Source organism: Amycolatopsis sp. NPDC003676, assembly GCF_053587275.1.
Genome location: NZ_JBSFNS010000073.1, coordinates 26,887 through 42,444 on the forward strand (window position 1 = coordinate 26,887; position 15,558 = coordinate 42,444).

General features: G+C 68.5%; 18 protein-coding genes. 10 read left to right on the top strand and 8 right to left on the bottom strand.

The features are described from left to right. Window positions 1-202: 202 nt before the first annotated feature. The 5 genes from ACWDNU_RS31460 to ACWDNU_RS31480 all read left to right on the top strand — a co-directional run bounded on the left by ACWDNU_RS31460 (window position 203) and on the right by ACWDNU_RS31480 (window position 4,361). The gene (locus ACWDNU_RS31460; protein WP_354750633.1) at window positions 203-433 is read left to right on the top strand and encodes a DUF397 domain-containing protein; all 231 of its coding nucleotides are present in this window, start codon (window positions 203-205) and stop codon (window positions 431-433) included. A gap of 150 nt (window positions 434-583) precedes the next feature. Next, window positions 584-1,486, top strand: a complete 903-nt coding sequence (locus ACWDNU_RS31465) for a Scr1 family TA system antitoxin-like transcriptional regulator (RefSeq protein WP_370935062.1) — start codon at window positions 584-586, stop codon at window positions 1,484-1,486. 30 nt (window positions 1,487-1,516) lie between these two features. Further along, window positions 1,517-2,404 (top strand): SAM-dependent methyltransferase, encoded by an 888-nt coding sequence (locus ACWDNU_RS31470; RefSeq protein ID WP_370935061.1) that lies wholly within the window; start codon window positions 1,517-1,519, stop codon window positions 2,402-2,404. A 48-nt stretch (window positions 2,405-2,452) separates the two neighbouring features. Beyond that, window positions 2,453-2,926 carry a GbsR/MarR family transcriptional regulator gene (locus ACWDNU_RS31475; protein ID WP_370935060.1) on the top strand — a complete coding sequence of 158 codons (474 nt, stop codon included), beginning with the start codon at window positions 2,453-2,455 and terminating at the stop codon, window positions 2,924-2,926. Between the two features lie 76 nt (window positions 2,927-3,002). After that, window positions 3,003-4,361 (top strand): serine hydrolase domain-containing protein, encoded by a 1,359-nt coding sequence (locus tag ACWDNU_RS31480; protein WP_449671548.1) that lies wholly within the window; start codon window positions 3,003-3,005, stop codon window positions 4,359-4,361. Here ACWDNU_RS31480 and ACWDNU_RS31485 read toward each other — a convergent pair. Together ACWDNU_RS31485 and ACWDNU_RS31490 are read right to left on the bottom strand one after the other, a co-directional pair. Then, entirely contained in the window at window positions 4,356-4,991 is a 636-nt protein-coding gene (locus tag ACWDNU_RS31485; protein ID WP_370935058.1) for a response regulator, read from the bottom strand. The two genes, ACWDNU_RS31480 and ACWDNU_RS31485, sit on opposite strands and share 6 nt — an antisense overlap. Beyond that, window positions 4,984-6,102, bottom strand: coding sequence for a sensor histidine kinase (locus ACWDNU_RS31490; RefSeq protein WP_370935057.1), 1,119 nt, complete (start codon window positions 6,100-6,102; stop codon window positions 4,984-4,986). Before ACWDNU_RS31490 ends, ACWDNU_RS31485 begins: the two co-directional genes overlap by 8 nt. 181 nt (window positions 6,103-6,283) lie before the next feature. Between ACWDNU_RS31490 and ACWDNU_RS31495 the strand changes: the two genes are divergently transcribed. Continuing rightward, window positions 6,284-6,844 (top strand): GlcG/HbpS family heme-binding protein, encoded by a 561-nt coding sequence (locus ACWDNU_RS31495; protein ID WP_370935056.1) that lies wholly within the window; start codon window positions 6,284-6,286, stop codon window positions 6,842-6,844. 122 nt (window positions 6,845-6,966) lie between these two features. Here the strand turns inward: ACWDNU_RS31495 and ACWDNU_RS31500 are convergent, their stop codons facing one another. After that, complete coding sequence (locus ACWDNU_RS31500; RefSeq protein WP_449671549.1) at window positions 6,967-7,545, bottom strand: TetR/AcrR family transcriptional regulator; 579 nt, start codon at window positions 7,543-7,545, stop codon at window positions 6,967-6,969. A gap of 81 nt (window positions 7,546-7,626) precedes the next feature. Between ACWDNU_RS31500 and ACWDNU_RS31505 the strand changes: the two genes are divergently transcribed. The 3 genes from ACWDNU_RS31505 to ACWDNU_RS31515 are packed head-to-tail and all read left to right on the top strand — an operon-like array spanning window position 7,627 to window position 9,527. Continuing rightward, a complete protein-coding gene (locus ACWDNU_RS31505; RefSeq protein ID WP_449671550.1) occupies window positions 7,627-8,400 on the top strand; it encodes an oxidoreductase in 774 nt (257 codons plus the stop codon). Window positions 8,401-8,424: 24 nt separating this feature from the next. After that, window positions 8,425-8,757: a VOC family protein gene (locus ACWDNU_RS31510; protein WP_449671551.1), complete on the top strand. Its 333-nt coding sequence runs from the start codon at window positions 8,425-8,427 to the stop codon at window positions 8,755-8,757. A gap of 20 nt (window positions 8,758-8,777) precedes the next feature. Beyond that, window positions 8,778-9,527 (top strand): class I SAM-dependent methyltransferase, encoded by a 750-nt coding sequence (locus tag ACWDNU_RS31515; RefSeq protein WP_449671552.1) that lies wholly within the window; start codon window positions 8,778-8,780, stop codon window positions 9,525-9,527. A 479-nt stretch (window positions 9,528-10,006) separates the two neighbouring features. Here ACWDNU_RS31515 and ACWDNU_RS31520 read toward each other — a convergent pair whose 3' ends face one another. From ACWDNU_RS31520 to ACWDNU_RS31540, 5 genes are all read right to left on the bottom strand, one after another. Beyond that, the gene (locus ACWDNU_RS31520) at window positions 10,007-10,462 is read right to left on the bottom strand and encodes an NUDIX hydrolase (RefSeq protein ID WP_449671553.1); all 456 of its coding nucleotides are present in this window, start codon (window positions 10,460-10,462) and stop codon (window positions 10,007-10,009) included. Then, window positions 10,462-10,959 (bottom strand): nitroreductase family deazaflavin-dependent oxidoreductase, encoded by a 498-nt coding sequence (locus ACWDNU_RS31525; protein WP_449671554.1) that lies wholly within the window; start codon window positions 10,957-10,959, stop codon window positions 10,462-10,464. The genes ACWDNU_RS31520 and ACWDNU_RS31525 overlap by 1 nt, the downstream gene beginning before the upstream one ends. Beyond that, window positions 10,956-12,155 (bottom strand): FAD-dependent monooxygenase, encoded by a 1,200-nt coding sequence (locus ACWDNU_RS31530; RefSeq protein ID WP_449671555.1) that lies wholly within the window; start codon window positions 12,153-12,155, stop codon window positions 10,956-10,958. The genes ACWDNU_RS31525 and ACWDNU_RS31530 overlap by 4 nt, the downstream gene beginning before the upstream one ends. 9 nt (window positions 12,156-12,164) lie before the next feature. Further along, window positions 12,165-12,731 carry a TetR/AcrR family transcriptional regulator gene (locus tag ACWDNU_RS31535; protein ID WP_449671556.1) on the bottom strand — a complete coding sequence of 189 codons (567 nt, stop codon included), beginning with the start codon at window positions 12,729-12,731 and terminating at the stop codon, window positions 12,165-12,167. A 260-nt stretch (window positions 12,732-12,991) separates the two neighbouring features. Continuing rightward, a complete protein-coding gene (locus ACWDNU_RS31540) occupies window positions 12,992-14,386 on the bottom strand; it encodes a cytochrome P450 (RefSeq protein ID WP_449671557.1) in 1,395 nt (464 codons plus the stop codon). Between the two features lie 78 nt (window positions 14,387-14,464). Here ACWDNU_RS31540 and ACWDNU_RS31545 point away from each other — a divergent pair, with 78 nt between their 5' ends. Further along, window positions 14,465-15,046, top strand: coding sequence for a TetR/AcrR family transcriptional regulator (locus ACWDNU_RS31545; protein ID WP_449671558.1), 582 nt, complete (start codon window positions 14,465-14,467; stop codon window positions 15,044-15,046). Window positions 15,047-15,558: the final 512 nt, after the last annotated feature.

Sequence of the window (15,558 nt, forward strand, 5' to 3'; positions counted from 1 at the left end):
CGCACTGGACAAATCCCGGCCATGAACAGGACGGAGCCCGCATCCCCTCGATCACCGCGAGAAAACCGGCCCGACGCCAAACAGGTGAACCTATCGGCCCATTTCGGGATTGTGCAAGTCCGCGCCTTGCTTCGGCATATTCCATCCTCGATCCTGAGTTGAATATGCCAGCGAAAGACAACGGCTTGACAAGGAAGAAACCATGAGTTCTTACGATCCGGACACCGTGAGTTCTTCGCTCGACGCCACCGCCTGGCAGCGGCCTTCGGCGTGCGGCGGCAACGGCGGGGACTGCGTCGAAGTGAATTTGAGCGATCCCGATCTTGTCGCGGTACGGGATTCCAAGATCGGCCGTTCCCCCGCGCTCGTCTTCGACAATCAGGAATGGGAGGCCTTCGCCGGCGCACTGCGCGAGGGGCAGTTCGACCGCTGACAGATCATCATCCCGGTCCCCCCGCCCGAAACACGTTCCGGACGACCGCACGGGCTCCGCCCGTCTTGGCCGGGAGGAATGCTAGGACTACTATGCTTTCGTGCCCGGCAACGGTATCGCCCCCTTCCCCGATCGGACGGCTCGCGCCTCGTGAGCCGGCTTTCCGTCGAGGCCCAGCTTGTCGAACTGGGCAAACTTCTCGTCGCCGCCCGCGTCGAACGCGGGCTGACCCAGGGCGAACTCGGCGACGCCCTCGGCTACACGCAGCCGAACATCAGCAAGATGGAGCGCGGCCGGACCCGCGTCCACCCGCACCTGCTCGACAAATGGATCGACATCCTCGAGGTCGCGCCCGCCGAGGCGGCGACGATGCGGCAGTACAACCAGGCCTCCCGCGCCGACCGGGTGTGGAACGCCCGCCGCCTCGCGGCCAGCCCGGCCTGGTTCCATCCGGTGTTCGAGGCCGAGCAGGAGGCCGCGATCGTCCTGAAATGGACCGGCGAGCGCATCAGCGGAATGCTCCAGACCGAGGACTACATGATGGAGCAGTTCCAGGCCTACGGCCGCACCGACGTGACGGACGCGGTGCACGAACGCAAGCTGCGGGCCAAACTCCTCGACGACTACCCGGAGCGGACGTACAAGTTCATTCTCAGCGAAAGCGCGGTCCACCGGCTGACACGGGCGCGCACGGACAACCCGTACGTCGCGCTCGGCCAGGTCCGGCATCTGCTCGGCCTGGCCCGCAACCATCCCGGTGCGACGATCCGGTTCGTGCCGTTCGACAAAGGCCCGTTGCACGTCGGCCCCGATTTCACGATTTTGCAGTTCGCCAACAACAAGCTCGACCGTTCCTTCGCCGAAACGTCGAATGGCGTCCAGACGTTCATGAACGAGTCCGAAACCTACGACACCGATCTGCAATCGTGGGAATCCCTTTCGAGTGTCGCCCTTTCGGCGGAGGAATCGGCAATTCTTCTCGAAGAAGCCGAAGCGGATCTGATCAGCACCCGTACGCCCGCTGTCCGGCGGCCCGGAGACCGGCTACGCTGATCCCGCGCCGTCGACCACGAGGAGAAACTGGTGACTGGCCTGGAACACGAGCCCTTTCCGCCGCCGGGGATCGACCTCAGCCGCCCCAGCGTGGCCCGCGTCTACGACTATTACCTCGGCGGAACCGCCAACTGGGAAATCGACCGGCAGTTCGCCGAACGCATGCTGCGCGATTATCCGATGGTGCGCCCGATCGCTCAGGCCAACCGGCGGTTTCTGCACCGGGCGGTCCGGCATCTGGTGCGCGCGGGAATACACCAAATCGTCGACCTCGGTTCCGGCGTTCCCACGATGGGGCACGCGCACGAAATCGCCGAGCAGATCGCCCCCGGAAAGGTGAATGTCGCGTACGTCGACTGCGAACCGGTCGCCGTCGCGCATTCCACCAGCCTGCTGCGCGAACAGGGCGACCCCGCCCGGCACGTCGCCCTGCACGCCGACCTGCGCGACCCGCCGCGGCTGTGGTCCCTGCTCGCCGGCTCGGGCGTCATCGACCTCGACCGGCCGATCGCGCTGCTGCTCATCTCCGTCCTGCATTTCGGGCTGCCGCCCGCTCCGGGCAGCGGCCGCACCGAAGACCTCGGACCCAGCGTCGTCGCCGCCTACCGCGATCTCCTCGTTCCCGGCTCGTACCTGGCGCTGTCCCACGTCACCGCCGAGGGCGTCCCGCCGCACTGCGAGCAGCTGCTCGCCGACGCCAAGGAGCGCTACGCCGAGGCGGGCACCGATCTCGTCTACCGCAGCCGGGCCGAGATCACCGGCCTGTTCGGGGACTTCGCCCTGCTCGAACCCGGCGTCACCTGGACCCCGCTGTGGCATCCGGAGGAGGCGGGCCCGAACGACCAGCCGCTCCTCCTCGGCGCGGCCAGCGAGTCGCTGCTGCTCGCCGGGGTGGCGCGCAAGGCGTCACACATCTGAAATGACGGAGATTTGCGTTATCTCAGTCATTCCGCTAACTTGAGCCGCATGGACGAGGACTGGGAACTCGCGTTCGCCGACGACGCCGGCCGCCACTTCGCGCGGCAGTACGGCATGACGCCGATGACCGGGCGCGTGATCGGCTGGCTGCTGCTCTGCGATCCGCAGCAGCAGACGATCGCCGAACTCGCGAGCGCGCTGCGGGCCAGCCGCAGCGCGGTCACCAGCGCGATCAGCGAACTCGAAGAGTGGTCCTGGATCCAGCGCACGCGAACGGCCGGGGAACGGGTCGACCGCGTGCGGCTCGCCCCGGACGTGTGGCTGCGGCTGCTCGACAACCAATCCGAGTACGCCTCGCTCAGCGCGCTGGCACAACGCGGGCTGGACGCGATGACCGGCCAGCCCGCGGAACGGCGGGCCCGGCTGGAAGAACTCGCGGAGTTCACGAAGTTCCTCGCCGAGCGGATGCCCGAGCTCGCCGTCGAATGGCGTGCTCGGCGCGAAGCCTTGCACCGCAAGTAAATCCGGCTTCACCACGCGCCTGGCGAATCCGTCCGGCGATTTCGTCCTGCCCGAAATATCCCACTGGGGAGAACTGATGTCCTTCAACCATGCCCACTGGCAGCAGCGGCTCGACACTCTGCGCGCCGCCCGCGGCGTTCCGGGCGCCTCGCTGGCCGTGCTGGCCGGCGGAGAGGTGCACGAACTCGCGAGCGGCGTCCTGCATCGAGGGACCGGCGTCGAGGTCACCACCGACTCGGTGTTCCTGTCCGGCTCGCTCGCGAAGACCTACACCGCGACCGTCGTGCTGAACCTGGTCGACGCGGGCGCGCTGGACCTCGACACCCCGATCGTCAAGCTGCTGCCGGAATTCGCGACGCCGGACCCGGCCGCCACCGAGCAGATCACCGTCCGGCAGCTGCTCAGCCACACCGGCGGCCTGACCTGCGACTTCACCTACGACTCCGGCCGCGGCGACGACTGCCTCGCCCGCTACGTCGAGGCCGCCGCCGGGGTGGCGCTGGACTGCCCGCCCGGCACCGCGCTGTCCTACAGCAGCGTCGGGTACGCCGTGCTGGGCCGGGTCATCGAGGTCGTGACCGGCAAGACGTGGGACCAGGCGGTGAAAGACCTGCTGTTCGCCCCGCTCGGGCTGGAGCACTCGATGACGCTGCCCGAGGAAGCTCTGCGCTTCCGCGTGGCGATGAGCCATCTCGGCGAGGAACCCACGCCCGCCTGGGATTTGATGCCGCGTTCAGCCGGACCGTACGGCCGCGTCATCATCTCCGCTGGCGATGTCGCACGCTTCGCGAAGATGCACCTGGACGGCGGGGTCGCGGCCGATGGCACGCGCGTGCTGTCCAGTGACGCGGTCGAGCTGATGCAGCGCCGGGTAGTCGACAGCCCGGACAAGTGGACCGTTTCCGCCGACGGCTGGGGCCTCGGATGGACGCTCTACGACTGGAACGGCGTCGCCGGGTTCGGACATGACGGCAGTTCCGTCGCGCAGCATTCGTTCCTGCGAGTGGTGCCGCACGCCGGAGTGGCGGTCGTGCTGCTGACCAACGGCGGCGACTTCGACCGGCTGTACCACGAGCTGTTCAGCGAACTGCTGCGCGAACTGGCCGACGTTGAGATGCCAGCGCCGTTCGCACCGCCGATCAACCCGCCCGCCGTCGACATCACGCCGCTGGTCGGGACATACGTACGGGAAGGCGTGATCACCACAATCAGCCGGGCTGATGACGGCACAGCGCGGATCAGGTACGAGTTCGTGGACGGGATGAAGGACCTCTCGCCGCCGTTGGAAGCGAAACTGGTGCCGGTGACCGAAACGGTATTCGCCGCTTGCGGGAAAAACTTCGGTGCGAACCCGGTGCCGGTGGTCTTCTCGAAACTCGCCGACGGGAGCCCGTGTGTCTACATTGGAATGCGCGCTACGCCGAAAACCTCATGACAGCAACCGTTGTTCCTTGGCCACCGCGACCGCACCGGCCCGGGTGTCCACGCCGAGTTTCTCGTAAATCCGCCCCAAATGCGTCTTCACCGTCGCCTCGCTGATGAACAGCCGTCGCGCGATTTCCCGGTTCCCCAATCCCTGCGCGAGTTGTTCGAGAATGTCCCGCTCGCGGTCGGTGAGCGTCGGCCGCGGTGCACGCAACTGGGCCATCATCCGGTCGGCCACCGGCGGCGACAACGCTGTGCGTCCCGCCGCGGCCGACCGGATCGCCGCGTACAGCTCGTCGGCGGACTCGGCCTTCAGCAAATATCCCGTCGCACCGGCCTCAATGGACCGCGTGATGTCGGCGTCGGTGTCATATGTGGTCAGCACCAGCACTCGCGGCGGCGTCGGAGTCGAGCGGAGCCGCCGGATCGCTTCGACGCCATCCATTCCGTCGCCCAGTTGCAGATCCATCAGCACCACATCCGGCCGCAACGCGGCGGCGAGGTTGAGCGCCTCTTGCCCCGTCGCCGCTTCGCCGACGACTTCGATCCCGCCCGCGCCGGCCAGCAACGCGCGCAGCCCGGCCCGGACCATGGCGTGGTCGTCGCAGAGCACGACGCGGATGGGCTGATCGTCAGACATGGTCGGGTCCCAACGGGATCGCGGCCGAGATGGCGGTGCCCTGCCCGGGCGCGGATTCGACGGTCAACCGGCCGCCGAGCTGCGTCGCCCGCGCGCGCATGGCGGGCAGGCCGTGGCCGCGGCCGTCGGCGCTCGGGGCAGCCGGGTCGAAACCCCGGCCGTCGTCGGTGATGTCCAGCACGACCTCATCGTCCAGGTAGGTGAGGGTGAGCGCCACTTCCGACGCGTCCGCGTGTTCGCGCGCGTTGGCCAGCGCGCCCTGCGCGATCCGGACCAAAGTGGACTGCACCCGGCTCGGCAACGGCCGCGCGGGCCCGTCGACCTGGACCCGCACCGGCCGCGGTTCGCGTTCGGCGACGTTGCGCAGCGCTTCCTCGACCGAGTGCCCGTCGAGATCGGCCGGGGCCAGGTCTTGCACGAGACCGCGGGCTTCGGCCAGGTTTCGCGTGCCGATCTGTTGTGCCGCATGCAAATGCTCGCGCGCCAGGTCCGGGTCGGCCCACGCGCGGTCGGCCGCTTGCAGCAGCATCGCTTGGCTGGACAGACCTTGCGCCAGTGCGTCGTGGATCTCGCGGGACAGCCGTTGCCGTTCGTCCAGCATTCCCGCGCGGCGCTCGGTTTCCCGCAGCCGCACCGCCTGCCGCCGCAGGTACGTGATCACCGCGGCGGTCACGGCGGCGACGGCGACCGGCACGATGGTCAGGTTCGGGTCGAAGCCGCTCGCGAGCCGGTTCTGGGAGAGCACCACCAGCGCGGTCACCAGCGTCACCAGCACCAACGCGGGTCCGGTGGGCAGGGTGCGGAGGCCGGTGACGAACAGCGGGACCGCGCACCACGCGAAACTCGGCGCGAGCAGCACGAGCACCACCCACAGCACGGTCACGACGGTCAGCCAGGCCAGATACGGCACGGTCACCTGCTCCGGACCGGTCACCCGCAGCACCAGGCCGACCGCGTAGACCGCGGCGAGGCAGCCGGTCAGCGCGATGACCCAGGGCGCGGCCGGTTCTCCGTGATGGTGGTCGAGGAAGCGCACGATCGACGCGACCAGCAGCAGGAAGAACGCCGTGTGCATGGTCGCGGCCAGCCACCGCGCGTCCCGATCAGTCATCGCCACCTCCGTTTCGGTCCGCTGTGGAGCCTGACCTGTGCGAACCCGGCCGGCATCAGCCGATCGGATGACCTGAGTGTCGGCCGTTCCGCGCCGCGAGGCGAGCCGAGACTCCGATCCGGTGAAGGGGGTCCTGGCCGCACGATGAATGCAGCAAGCCGGACAAGCCAAGGAGCACCCGATGAAGAACTTCACCGCCAAGACCCGCATCGCCACCGTCGTCGGCGGCCTCGCCGTGATCGGAGCCGCCACCACCGGCGCGCTGGCCGCCAACGCCGCCACCCCGGCCGCGTCGGCCGCCCCCGCCGCCGCTCCGGCTCAGGCCGCGCCGAAGGGTCTGGTCCAGACCACTCACCTGTCGATCGCCGCCGCGCAGAAGGCCGCGCAGGCCGCGCTCACCGCCGCCGAGAAGGCGGGCCAGCACGTGTCGGTCGCGGTGGTCGACCGCGACGGCAACACCATCGTCACGCTGCGCGGCGACGGCGCCGGTCCGCAGTCGTACTCGTCGGCCGAGGAGAAGGCGTTCACCGCGGTTTCGTGGAACGCCAAGACCTCCGAGCTGACCGGCCGGCTGCAGCAGGCCCCGACCCTGAAGGACATCAAGGGCACCCTGTTCCTCGCCGGAGCGGTCCCGGTGGACGCGAACAACGCCCCGATCGCGGCGGTCGGCGTGGCCGGTGCGCCGTCCGGTGCGCAGGACGAGAGCTTCGCGCAGGCCGGGGTGGACGCACTCGGCAAGTAACACCTGCGGGGACGACCGGTGGTCCGGTTCTGGCTCGGCGGGTCTCGTCGGCGACGGCGAGACCCGCTGGCCGGTCTTTGCTTGGGCCCGGCGGTTCGGGCCTGGCTGGATTCCCGAGCCGTTCACGAGGTCCGTGCAGCGCCGTATCGCAGTCCGTCCAGCAGGACCTCGGTGATCCGGACCGCCTCGTCCTTCCAGCCCTCCGCGACGCGCATCCCGCAAATCCCGCCGAGCGCGCGCAGCACAGTGCGTCCGCCGATGTCAGCGCGGAGCGCGCCGGCCGCGGCACCGGCGTCGAGCAACTCGTCGAGCGCACCAGCCATCTGCGCTCGGGCGTCCTCGAACACCGGCGAATCCGTCGCCATGATGCTCTCCAGCGCGACCGCCATCCCCTTGCCGACCGCCGCGTGATCCACCAACCCCAGCAGGAAATACCTCAACGCCTCGTCTGGCGCGTACTGCTCAAGCAGTTGAGATGGCAGAGCGCACAACTGGTCGACTTCCTGCCGGTAGACCTCCTCGACGAGGGCTTCGCGCGTCTCGAAATGCCGGTAGAGCGTGCCGACAGCTACCCCGGCCCGCTTGGCGATTTCGTCGACATGCGCGTCGGCCTCTCCGGCGAGGAACGCTTCCCGCGCGGCAGCGAGGAGCGCATCGCGGTTGCGTCGCGCGTCGGCGCGCAACGGACGGGTGGACGGCACCAGCACCTCCATAAGATGAGTCCGGTTCAGCTTAGTGTATCGTTTCCGGAGTCAGACTCACCTTAGTGCGGGAGCGATGCCATGACAGTTCCGGACGAGGGTCTCGCGGGCTTCCGCGTGCTGGTCACCGGCGGCAGCCGTGGGCTAGGCGCCGCAACGGTCCGCCGCTTCGCCGCTGGGGGCGCGACCGTGTTGACGGCTTCGCGCAGCGCACCGCCGGACGATCTGCCCGCGACCTTCCTCCCCGCAGACCTCTCGACCGAAGCTGGCGCGGCGGAACTCGGCCGCCGGGTGACCGAGAGCGTCGGCGGGGTCGATGTGCTGGTCAACAACGCGGGAGCGGCGACCGATCCCTCGCCGGCGCTCGAGCGGACCGACGAATCCTGGCTCGCCGATCTGGAGATGAACCTGCTCAGCGCCGTTCGCCTCGATCGCGCGCTGGTGCCGGGGATGGTCGAACGCGGGTCCGGCGTCGTCGTGCACGTGTCGTCGATCGCGAGTCACCTGCCGCAGCGCGGCGAAGCCCCTTACGCGGCGGCGAAGGCCGCGCTCAATGTGTACAGCCGTTCGCTGGCGACGGAGGTCAGCGCGCAGGGCGTGCGGGTCGTGTGCGTGCTGCCGGGGTTTGTGGTCACCGAGGGTGCGACCGCGCATCTTCAGCAGATCGCGTCGCGAGAAGGCGTTGGGGTGGACGAGATTCAGCAGCAGATCGTGGACCGGCTGGACGTGCCGATGGGGCGGCCCGGCGACCCGTCGGACGTGGCGGAGATGATCGCGTTTCTCGCGTCCAGCCGGGCGAAATGGTTGACCGGAGCGGAATTCCGGGTCGACGGCGGGATCATCCCGGCAGTCTGACCGCAGCGGCGGAGGGAGTTTCCGATGGACTTGAAGCTTGGCGCGGTGATCATCGATGCGGCGTCGCTTGAGGAGGAGAGCGCGTTCTGGCATCGCCTGCTCGGCGGTTCGGTTGCTACGACAGACACTCACCACTTCCTGCGGGCTGAAGGGTTTCCGGTGCTGGTGATTCAGCACGCCGCCGGACAGGTGCCGCCGGAATGGCCGGACGGGACGTCGCAGCAGATGCACCTGGACGTCACCGCGGATGATCTTGCCGCCGCGGAAAAGCTGGCGCTGGAGGCAGGCGCGCGTCGGCTTTCCGGCCACGTGTATGCGAGTCCCGCGGGGCATCCGTTCTGCCTTCGGCAGGCTTGAAGCTCCGATAGGCTCGGCGGATGAGTCAACCCGCCTTGTCGTTCGGCGCGGCGGCGTCGGCGTATGCCGAGCATCGCCCGGACTACGCGGAGGCCGCGGTGCGATGGGCACTCGACGCGGCACCCGGGCCTCGGGTGCTCGACCTCGGCGCGGGCACCGGGAAACTCACCGCCGCGCTGGGCGCCGACGTGATCGCGGTCGAGCCGGACCCGGCGATGCTCGGCGAACTCCGTCGCGCGCTGCCGGACGTCCGCGCCGAGCGAGGCAGTGCCGAAGCGATCCCGCTGCCGGACGGGTCCGTCGACGCCGTGCTGTCCGGCAACGCGATGCATTGGTTCGACATGGCCGTCGCCGGACCGGAGATCGCGCGAGTCCTTTCGCGCGGCGGGATTTTGGCCGGGTTGTGGAACGTCGTGGACGACCAGGTGGACTGGGTGGCCGAACTGGCGCGGGTCAGCGGCAGCGCGGCGATCGGGCCGCGCGACACCCCGTCGGGCTGGCGTGCCGCGACCGCGCATCTTCCGGAAGCCGGTTCGCCGGCCAGATTCGCATCGCCGGAGCGCGCCGAGTTCCCGCACGGCCAGGTCCGCACCGCGGAGACGTTGGTCGCGACTCTGTCCACTCGGGCCGGGATGCTGATGCTGCCGGAACCGGAGCGGTCCGCGGCGCTTGACCGGATCCGGGCTTTCCTCGCGGAGCGGCCGGAGACCGTGTCCGGGACGTTCACGCTGCCGATGTCGACTTGTGTACTGCGCGCTCAGCGGCTCTGAAACAGCCATCGCAGCAGGGGCGCCGGACGGGGAATCGGGCTGGTGATCGTCCGGCACTGGTCAACGACGGGTGCACGGTGGTCGCCGCGATCCGTACCATCACCGGTTTGCTGAAGGACTTGGTGCCACGCGAGCAGCGCTGCCCAGCCTGCTCGAACGGCGAGGCACCGTGGTCAACATCAGTTCGGTGAACGCGAAGGTGCCACAGCCACGACTGATCGCTCAGGCGGCGGTACGCATCTGGGCAAGGCGTTGGCGGAGGAGTTCAGCGGCCGGGGCCTGCGAGTGAACACCGTCTCGCCCGGTCCGGTGTGGACTGACCGGTAGACCCGGGGATCAGCTCGCCCGGCGCGCGGGCGCCGAACTGGACGAGATCGCTGCGCTGGCGGTGTTCCTGGACTCCGGGAAGGTGGCGAACATGAGCGGCGCGGATCTCGTCGTCGACGGCGGGATGACGAAAACCGTCTGACGCCGAAGACCTAGCCGCCGAATCGCTTCACGTAGTCCTCGACGATCGGCCGTTCCGGGGCGATGATGGTGTCCGGCAATCGGTCCAGCTCGAAGAACTCGTACCCGGTGATCTCCGTGCCGTCCACCGCGACCTCGGTGTTCTCGACAGTCGCGGTGAAAGCGGCGGTCACGTTGTGGACCTCGTCGCCGTGCGGGTACCGGTAGTAATACTCCGGTCCGGAGTAGACGCCCAGCAGTTCGAGATCCCTTACCACCAGGCCGATTTCTTCGCGCACCTCGCGGCGGCCAGCGTCCTCATAGGACTCTCCGGGGTCGAGGAATCCGCCGGGCAGGCCCCAGTCCTGGCTTTCCCCTCGGAACACCAGCAGCAGCCTGCCGCGCTCGTCGGCGATCAGCACCGACGTTCCGGGCAGGATCAGCGGGCGCGTGCCGACTAGTTCGCGCAGCTCGGCGATGTAGTTCATCAGCGGTCGGTACCTTCTTGGTCGGTTTCGGTCCCGCCGCGCGGGCGGAAGGCGACGATCGGCAGTTGCTGGACCATCCGGTGCCGCGCCGCGTCGGAGCCGTCATAGTGCCAGCCGAGCAGTTTGCTCAGCACCGGATGCAGGACTGGGCGCAGCAGCAGGTTTCGCCGTTCGTAGTCGGCGATGGCGTCGGCCGCTTCGGGTTCGTCGAGGATTCGGTGCTCAGGGACGAACTTCCGGCGGCCGATCGCGACCTCCGCAGCGGGGGCGGCTTGGATGTTGCGGTACCAATCCGACGACGGGCCCAACCCCGCGATGGCGAGTACTTCGCCGGCCTGAGGACGGAGGCCGATCACTTCCAGCACAGTCCGGTACTGCCGGCCGGATTTGCGGCCGACGTGGGTCAGGCACAGGAAACGCTTGCCCAGCAACCATCCCAGGTCGCGGCCGTACAGCTTCGCCGGCGCCTTGAAGACCGTGCGCGCTATCGGGTTCACGGTCGGACTCCTTCCCTCGCCGAATGGTGCAGGTTCGTGATGAGCGCGGTGGATTTCCCGGTCAAACTCCCGGCCACGAATCGGTCAATTCCGGGCAACCGGGCCAGTTTCAGCGCGAGCCGCCGCACCTGGAGCTGCGGTTTGCTGTCGGGGAGGAACCATCGTGCGCCGTTGCGGGCGACTTGCTGTTTGTCTGCCGCGACGGGACGCCAGAGCCGTTCGTACTCCGCCAGTCCTTCGGTGATCGACGACGCTCGGTTCAGTTGATCTGCCAGCACGTACGCGCCTCCGATGCCCAATGACGCGCCCTGTCCGGCCAGCAGCGACACCGCGTACGCCGCGTCCCCGACCAGCGTGACCCGTCCTTTGCTCCACGTTGGCATCTCGATCTGGGCGACCTGGTCGTAGTAGATCTCCTCGGACGGCGGACAGTGCGTCAACGCTTCCGGCACCAGCCAGCTCAGCGAACCGTAGGTGTCCAGCAGCGACGCCCGGATGTCGGCGGGCATGGCGGGGTCGGGCGTGCGATGGACGGCGAAAGCGGCGACCGCTCCGGCGCGCAGACCGTAGAAACCCATCTGCTTGCCGACGGTGTCGGTGAGGCAGAACCGTCCGGCGGCCGCCGCCTGGATCTCGGGCGACTTGAACAGGAACGCCGCGGTGTGGAAGCCGAGGTAGCGGAGGAACTGCGATTCCGCGCCGAACACCAGCCGCCGGACCGTCGAATGGATTCCGTCGGCACCGACCAGCAGATCGGCTTCCAGAACCGAACCATCCGCGAGAGTGGCCGCGACTCGGTCGCCGTCGTCCGCTACGGCGACTACCCCGCTGCCGTACCGAAACTCGACCTCAGCGGGCAGCGTCGCGCGCAATGCCTGTTCCAGATCCGGCCGCAGGACGCTCAGCAACCGGCTGCCGACGGTACGCGCGAACTGGGCGAACTGAATCTCGGATCGACGCTTCCCTTGTGCGTCAACGAGAACCGCTTCGGAAATCGGGTACGCGACGTCCTTGATCGCGGGCAGCACTCCCATCGCCTCGGCCGCGTCGTAGCCGGTGCCGAAGAAGTCGATCATGTATCCCTGCGGGCGCGGGCCGGGCGACCGCTCGACCAGCGTCACCTCGTTGCCCAGCACGGACAGCCGGTTCGCCGCGGCCAGCCCGGCGATGCCAGCGCCGCAGACCAGGATTCTCATCGCATCCCATTAAGGTTGGGTGACCAACCCGCGCAGCACGGCAGTGACCGCCGCCGGATCGCCGCCGGGGGCGAGGCCCCGGTGCAGCAGCAAGCCGTCGATGGCCGCCACCAGCACCTCCGTGGTCGCGTCCGGTTCGGGAACGCCGCGTTCGGCGAGCCAGCGGCTGACCTGCGCGCGGAACGCCAGGAGCAGTCCCCCGATCTGGTCCCGCAGCTCGTCGTCGCGCCGCGCCGCCAGGTACGCCTCGACGAACAGCACCGACAACGGATCCACCCCGGTGTACGGCTCGACCGACCCGAACAGCGCGGTCACCAGGTCAGCCGGATTCTGCGTCGCGGCCAGCGCCGGGCCGACGCTCTCCAGCACCTCGCGCATCGCGCCGAGGACCGCCTCGCGCAGCAACGCCTGCAGCGACGGGAAGTGGTAGTGCACCACGCTCGACGTCACCCCGGCCCGCTCCGCCAGCACGCGGGTGCTCACCGCGGTCCACCCGCGTTCCGGCACCAGCTCCGCCGCCGCTGTCAGCAACCGCTGCCGTGCCTCTTGGCCGCGTGCCGCCGCCGGAGAACTCATCCCGCTCCCATCCAGGTCGATCGCCCTGGCCAACTGCCCAGGTCGGTCGTACAGGGCGATCGTCCTGTACGACTGCCCTGATCGTAGCGCGGCCCGTCGACCCAGGTAAAGCGGGTGATCGAAGACTCACCTGAAGGCGGGAGGCGGCGGCGATGTCCGGTCCGTCCTCTAGCGTCTGGCGCTCACCTAGTCGAGGTGACCGCGGTGCGTGAGCCAGCGCAGCGTGCGTTACGCCGTGACCGGAGCGCTTTTCCGGGGAGCTAGCGGCCAGCTGAGGTCAGCTCCGCCGCCCGCTCCCGGATCCGCGGCCGGACAGTGAACCCGCTCGGCTTCAGCGTCAGCGATTCCACGATCTTCAGCTCGTACGCCGGATCCGCCTCGAAGTCGTAGCGCTGCAGCATAATTCCCAACGCCAGCACCGCTTCGTGCAACGCGAACTGGCGTCCGATGCACGCCCGTTCCCCGGTGCCGAACGGTTTGTACGCCTGGGCCGGACGCTTCCGCACCTCCGCCGGTTCGAAGCGATCCGGGTCGAATTTCTCCGGATCCGGTCCCCAGACCGTCGGGTCGCGGTGGAGCATCGGCAGCGGAACGATGATCGAATCGCCCTTGCGCATCCGGTATTTTCCGCCCAGCACAAGGTCTTCGCGGGCTTCCCGGGAGTAGCCGGGCGCGGTCGGCCACAGCCGCATCGCCTCGTCGAGGACGCGCCGGACGTACCGCAGCTTCGCGACGTCGCCGAAGGCCGGTTCGCGATCGCCCCACACCGCGTCGACCTCGGCGCGGGCCTTCGCCAGCAGCTCGGGATGCCGCGTCAGGTAATACAGCGCGAACGACAGCGCGCCAGACGTCGTCTCGTGACCCGCGACCACGAAAGTGATGGCCTGGTTGCGAATGTTCACCGGGTCGAGCTTCTCCCCAGTCATCGGGTGCCCGTCGGTGAGCATCAACCCGAGCAGGTCACGCGCTTCGCCGCCTTCCCGGCGACGGCTCTCGATGACCTCGTCGACCAGGTTCGTCATGGTCGCGATGTCAGCCTGATTCTGCGCGACCGACCCGGCCAGCGCGCGCCGCACGAACGGAAGCTTGACGTTGTCCAGCTGCGCGAACCGCAACGCACGGATCATCGCGGTGACGAACGGATGCGGTTCGGCCCGCTCGAACGACCCGAACCGGTACCCGAACCCGGCGAGACCGATCGTCTCGAGGGTCAGCCGAGTCATGTCGGCCGCGACGTCGACCGGCCCGGTCGCGCGGTCCCAAGACGCGGTCAGCTCGCGGGCGACCTCGAGCATCATCGAGTGGTACCGGCGCATGGCCTCGGCGGAAAACGCCGGCTGCAGAATGTCGTGCGCGAGCCGCCAGTTCGGCTCGCGCGTGTGCGCGGTGAACAACCCGTCGCCGACGACCCCGCGCAACCGCTCGACGCCGAGGCCCACGTGCTTGCCGAACCTCGACTCGTCGTTCAGTTCGGTGACCAGGTCGATCCCGCAGGCGAACACGATCTCGAGCCCGAAGAACTTACGGGTGAAAATCGGCCCGAGCCCCGCGCCGGCGCGCATGGTGCTCTGCAACGGCGTGCGCACATTGGTCCCGACCAGGTCCCCAAGCACCGGCAACCGGCCGGGCCGGTGCGGAATCGCGGTGGTGTCCACAGTTCGCTCCCTACTGAACCCACATCCAATAGGGTCACCATCCCCCGCTACTGAACCGGTGTCAAGTAAGCTGGGACGATGCGGACGCGCCTGACCACCGAACAGCGGCGCGAACAGCTGCTGACCATCGGCGCAGGCCTGTTCGCGGGCCGCCCGTACGACGAGGTGTGGATCGAAGAAGTAGCCGAAATCGCCGGCGTCTCGCGCGGCTTGCTGTACCACTACTTCCCCACGAAGAAGGACTTCTTCGCCGCTATCGTCCGCGGGCAGCGCGACCAGCTGCTGGCGATGAGCGAACCCGACCCCGCCCTGCCGGTGGCCGAGCAGCTGCGCGCCGGGCTGGAGGTGTACCTGGAATTCGCCCGCACCCATCCGGACGGCTACCGCATCGTGCACCGCAGCGCGGGCGACGCAGATCGGGAAATCCGGGAGATCTGCGAGGCCGGGATGACAGCGAACGCCGAGCGGATTTTGGCAGCGGTGAGGTTGCTGCGGCCGGTGACCGCTACTACGCAGCTGGCGGTTCGGGGGTGGCTTTCGTTTGTGGCGACGTTGATTTTGGACTGGCTGGACGAGCCCAAGATCAGCACGGAGGAGCTGCGGGATCTTTGCGCGCGAACTCTTTTCGCTGCGGTTGACGTGGATCCCGAGACGATCTGACGCGGTGGGCCCGAGTTCGTGAGGGGAACCCTCATTGACTCTGATTCCCTCAGGGTTCCCCTCACGACCCGCCGATGTCCGTTGAGAGGCCCCTTCACGTACTTAGATTCCCTCAAGAAGCCCTTCACGGACGGCCCCACCCGTCTCGCACGTGGAGCGTGCTTTCGCCCGCGCCGCGCGCAAGAGCTCGTCGCCGTCGCCGTCGCGATGCGCCCAACGCTGCGGTGGGTGCATCCCACGCACCCAACGCGGCATTCGGTACATCCCAGGCCCCCAACGCGGCATTCGGTACATCCCACGCACCCAACGCGGCATTCGGTACATCCCACGCACCCAACGCGGCATTCGGTGCATCTGACGCACCCAATGCCACATTGGGGCGCCAACGCCCGCCACTCACCAACTGCAGCCGATGCACCCACCCAAGGCAGCCACACCCCCCGCACCCCGATACGAAGCCAAAAACACGGCGCGGAGGTGCTTGTCAAGGCATCTTTCCCGCCTTGACAAGC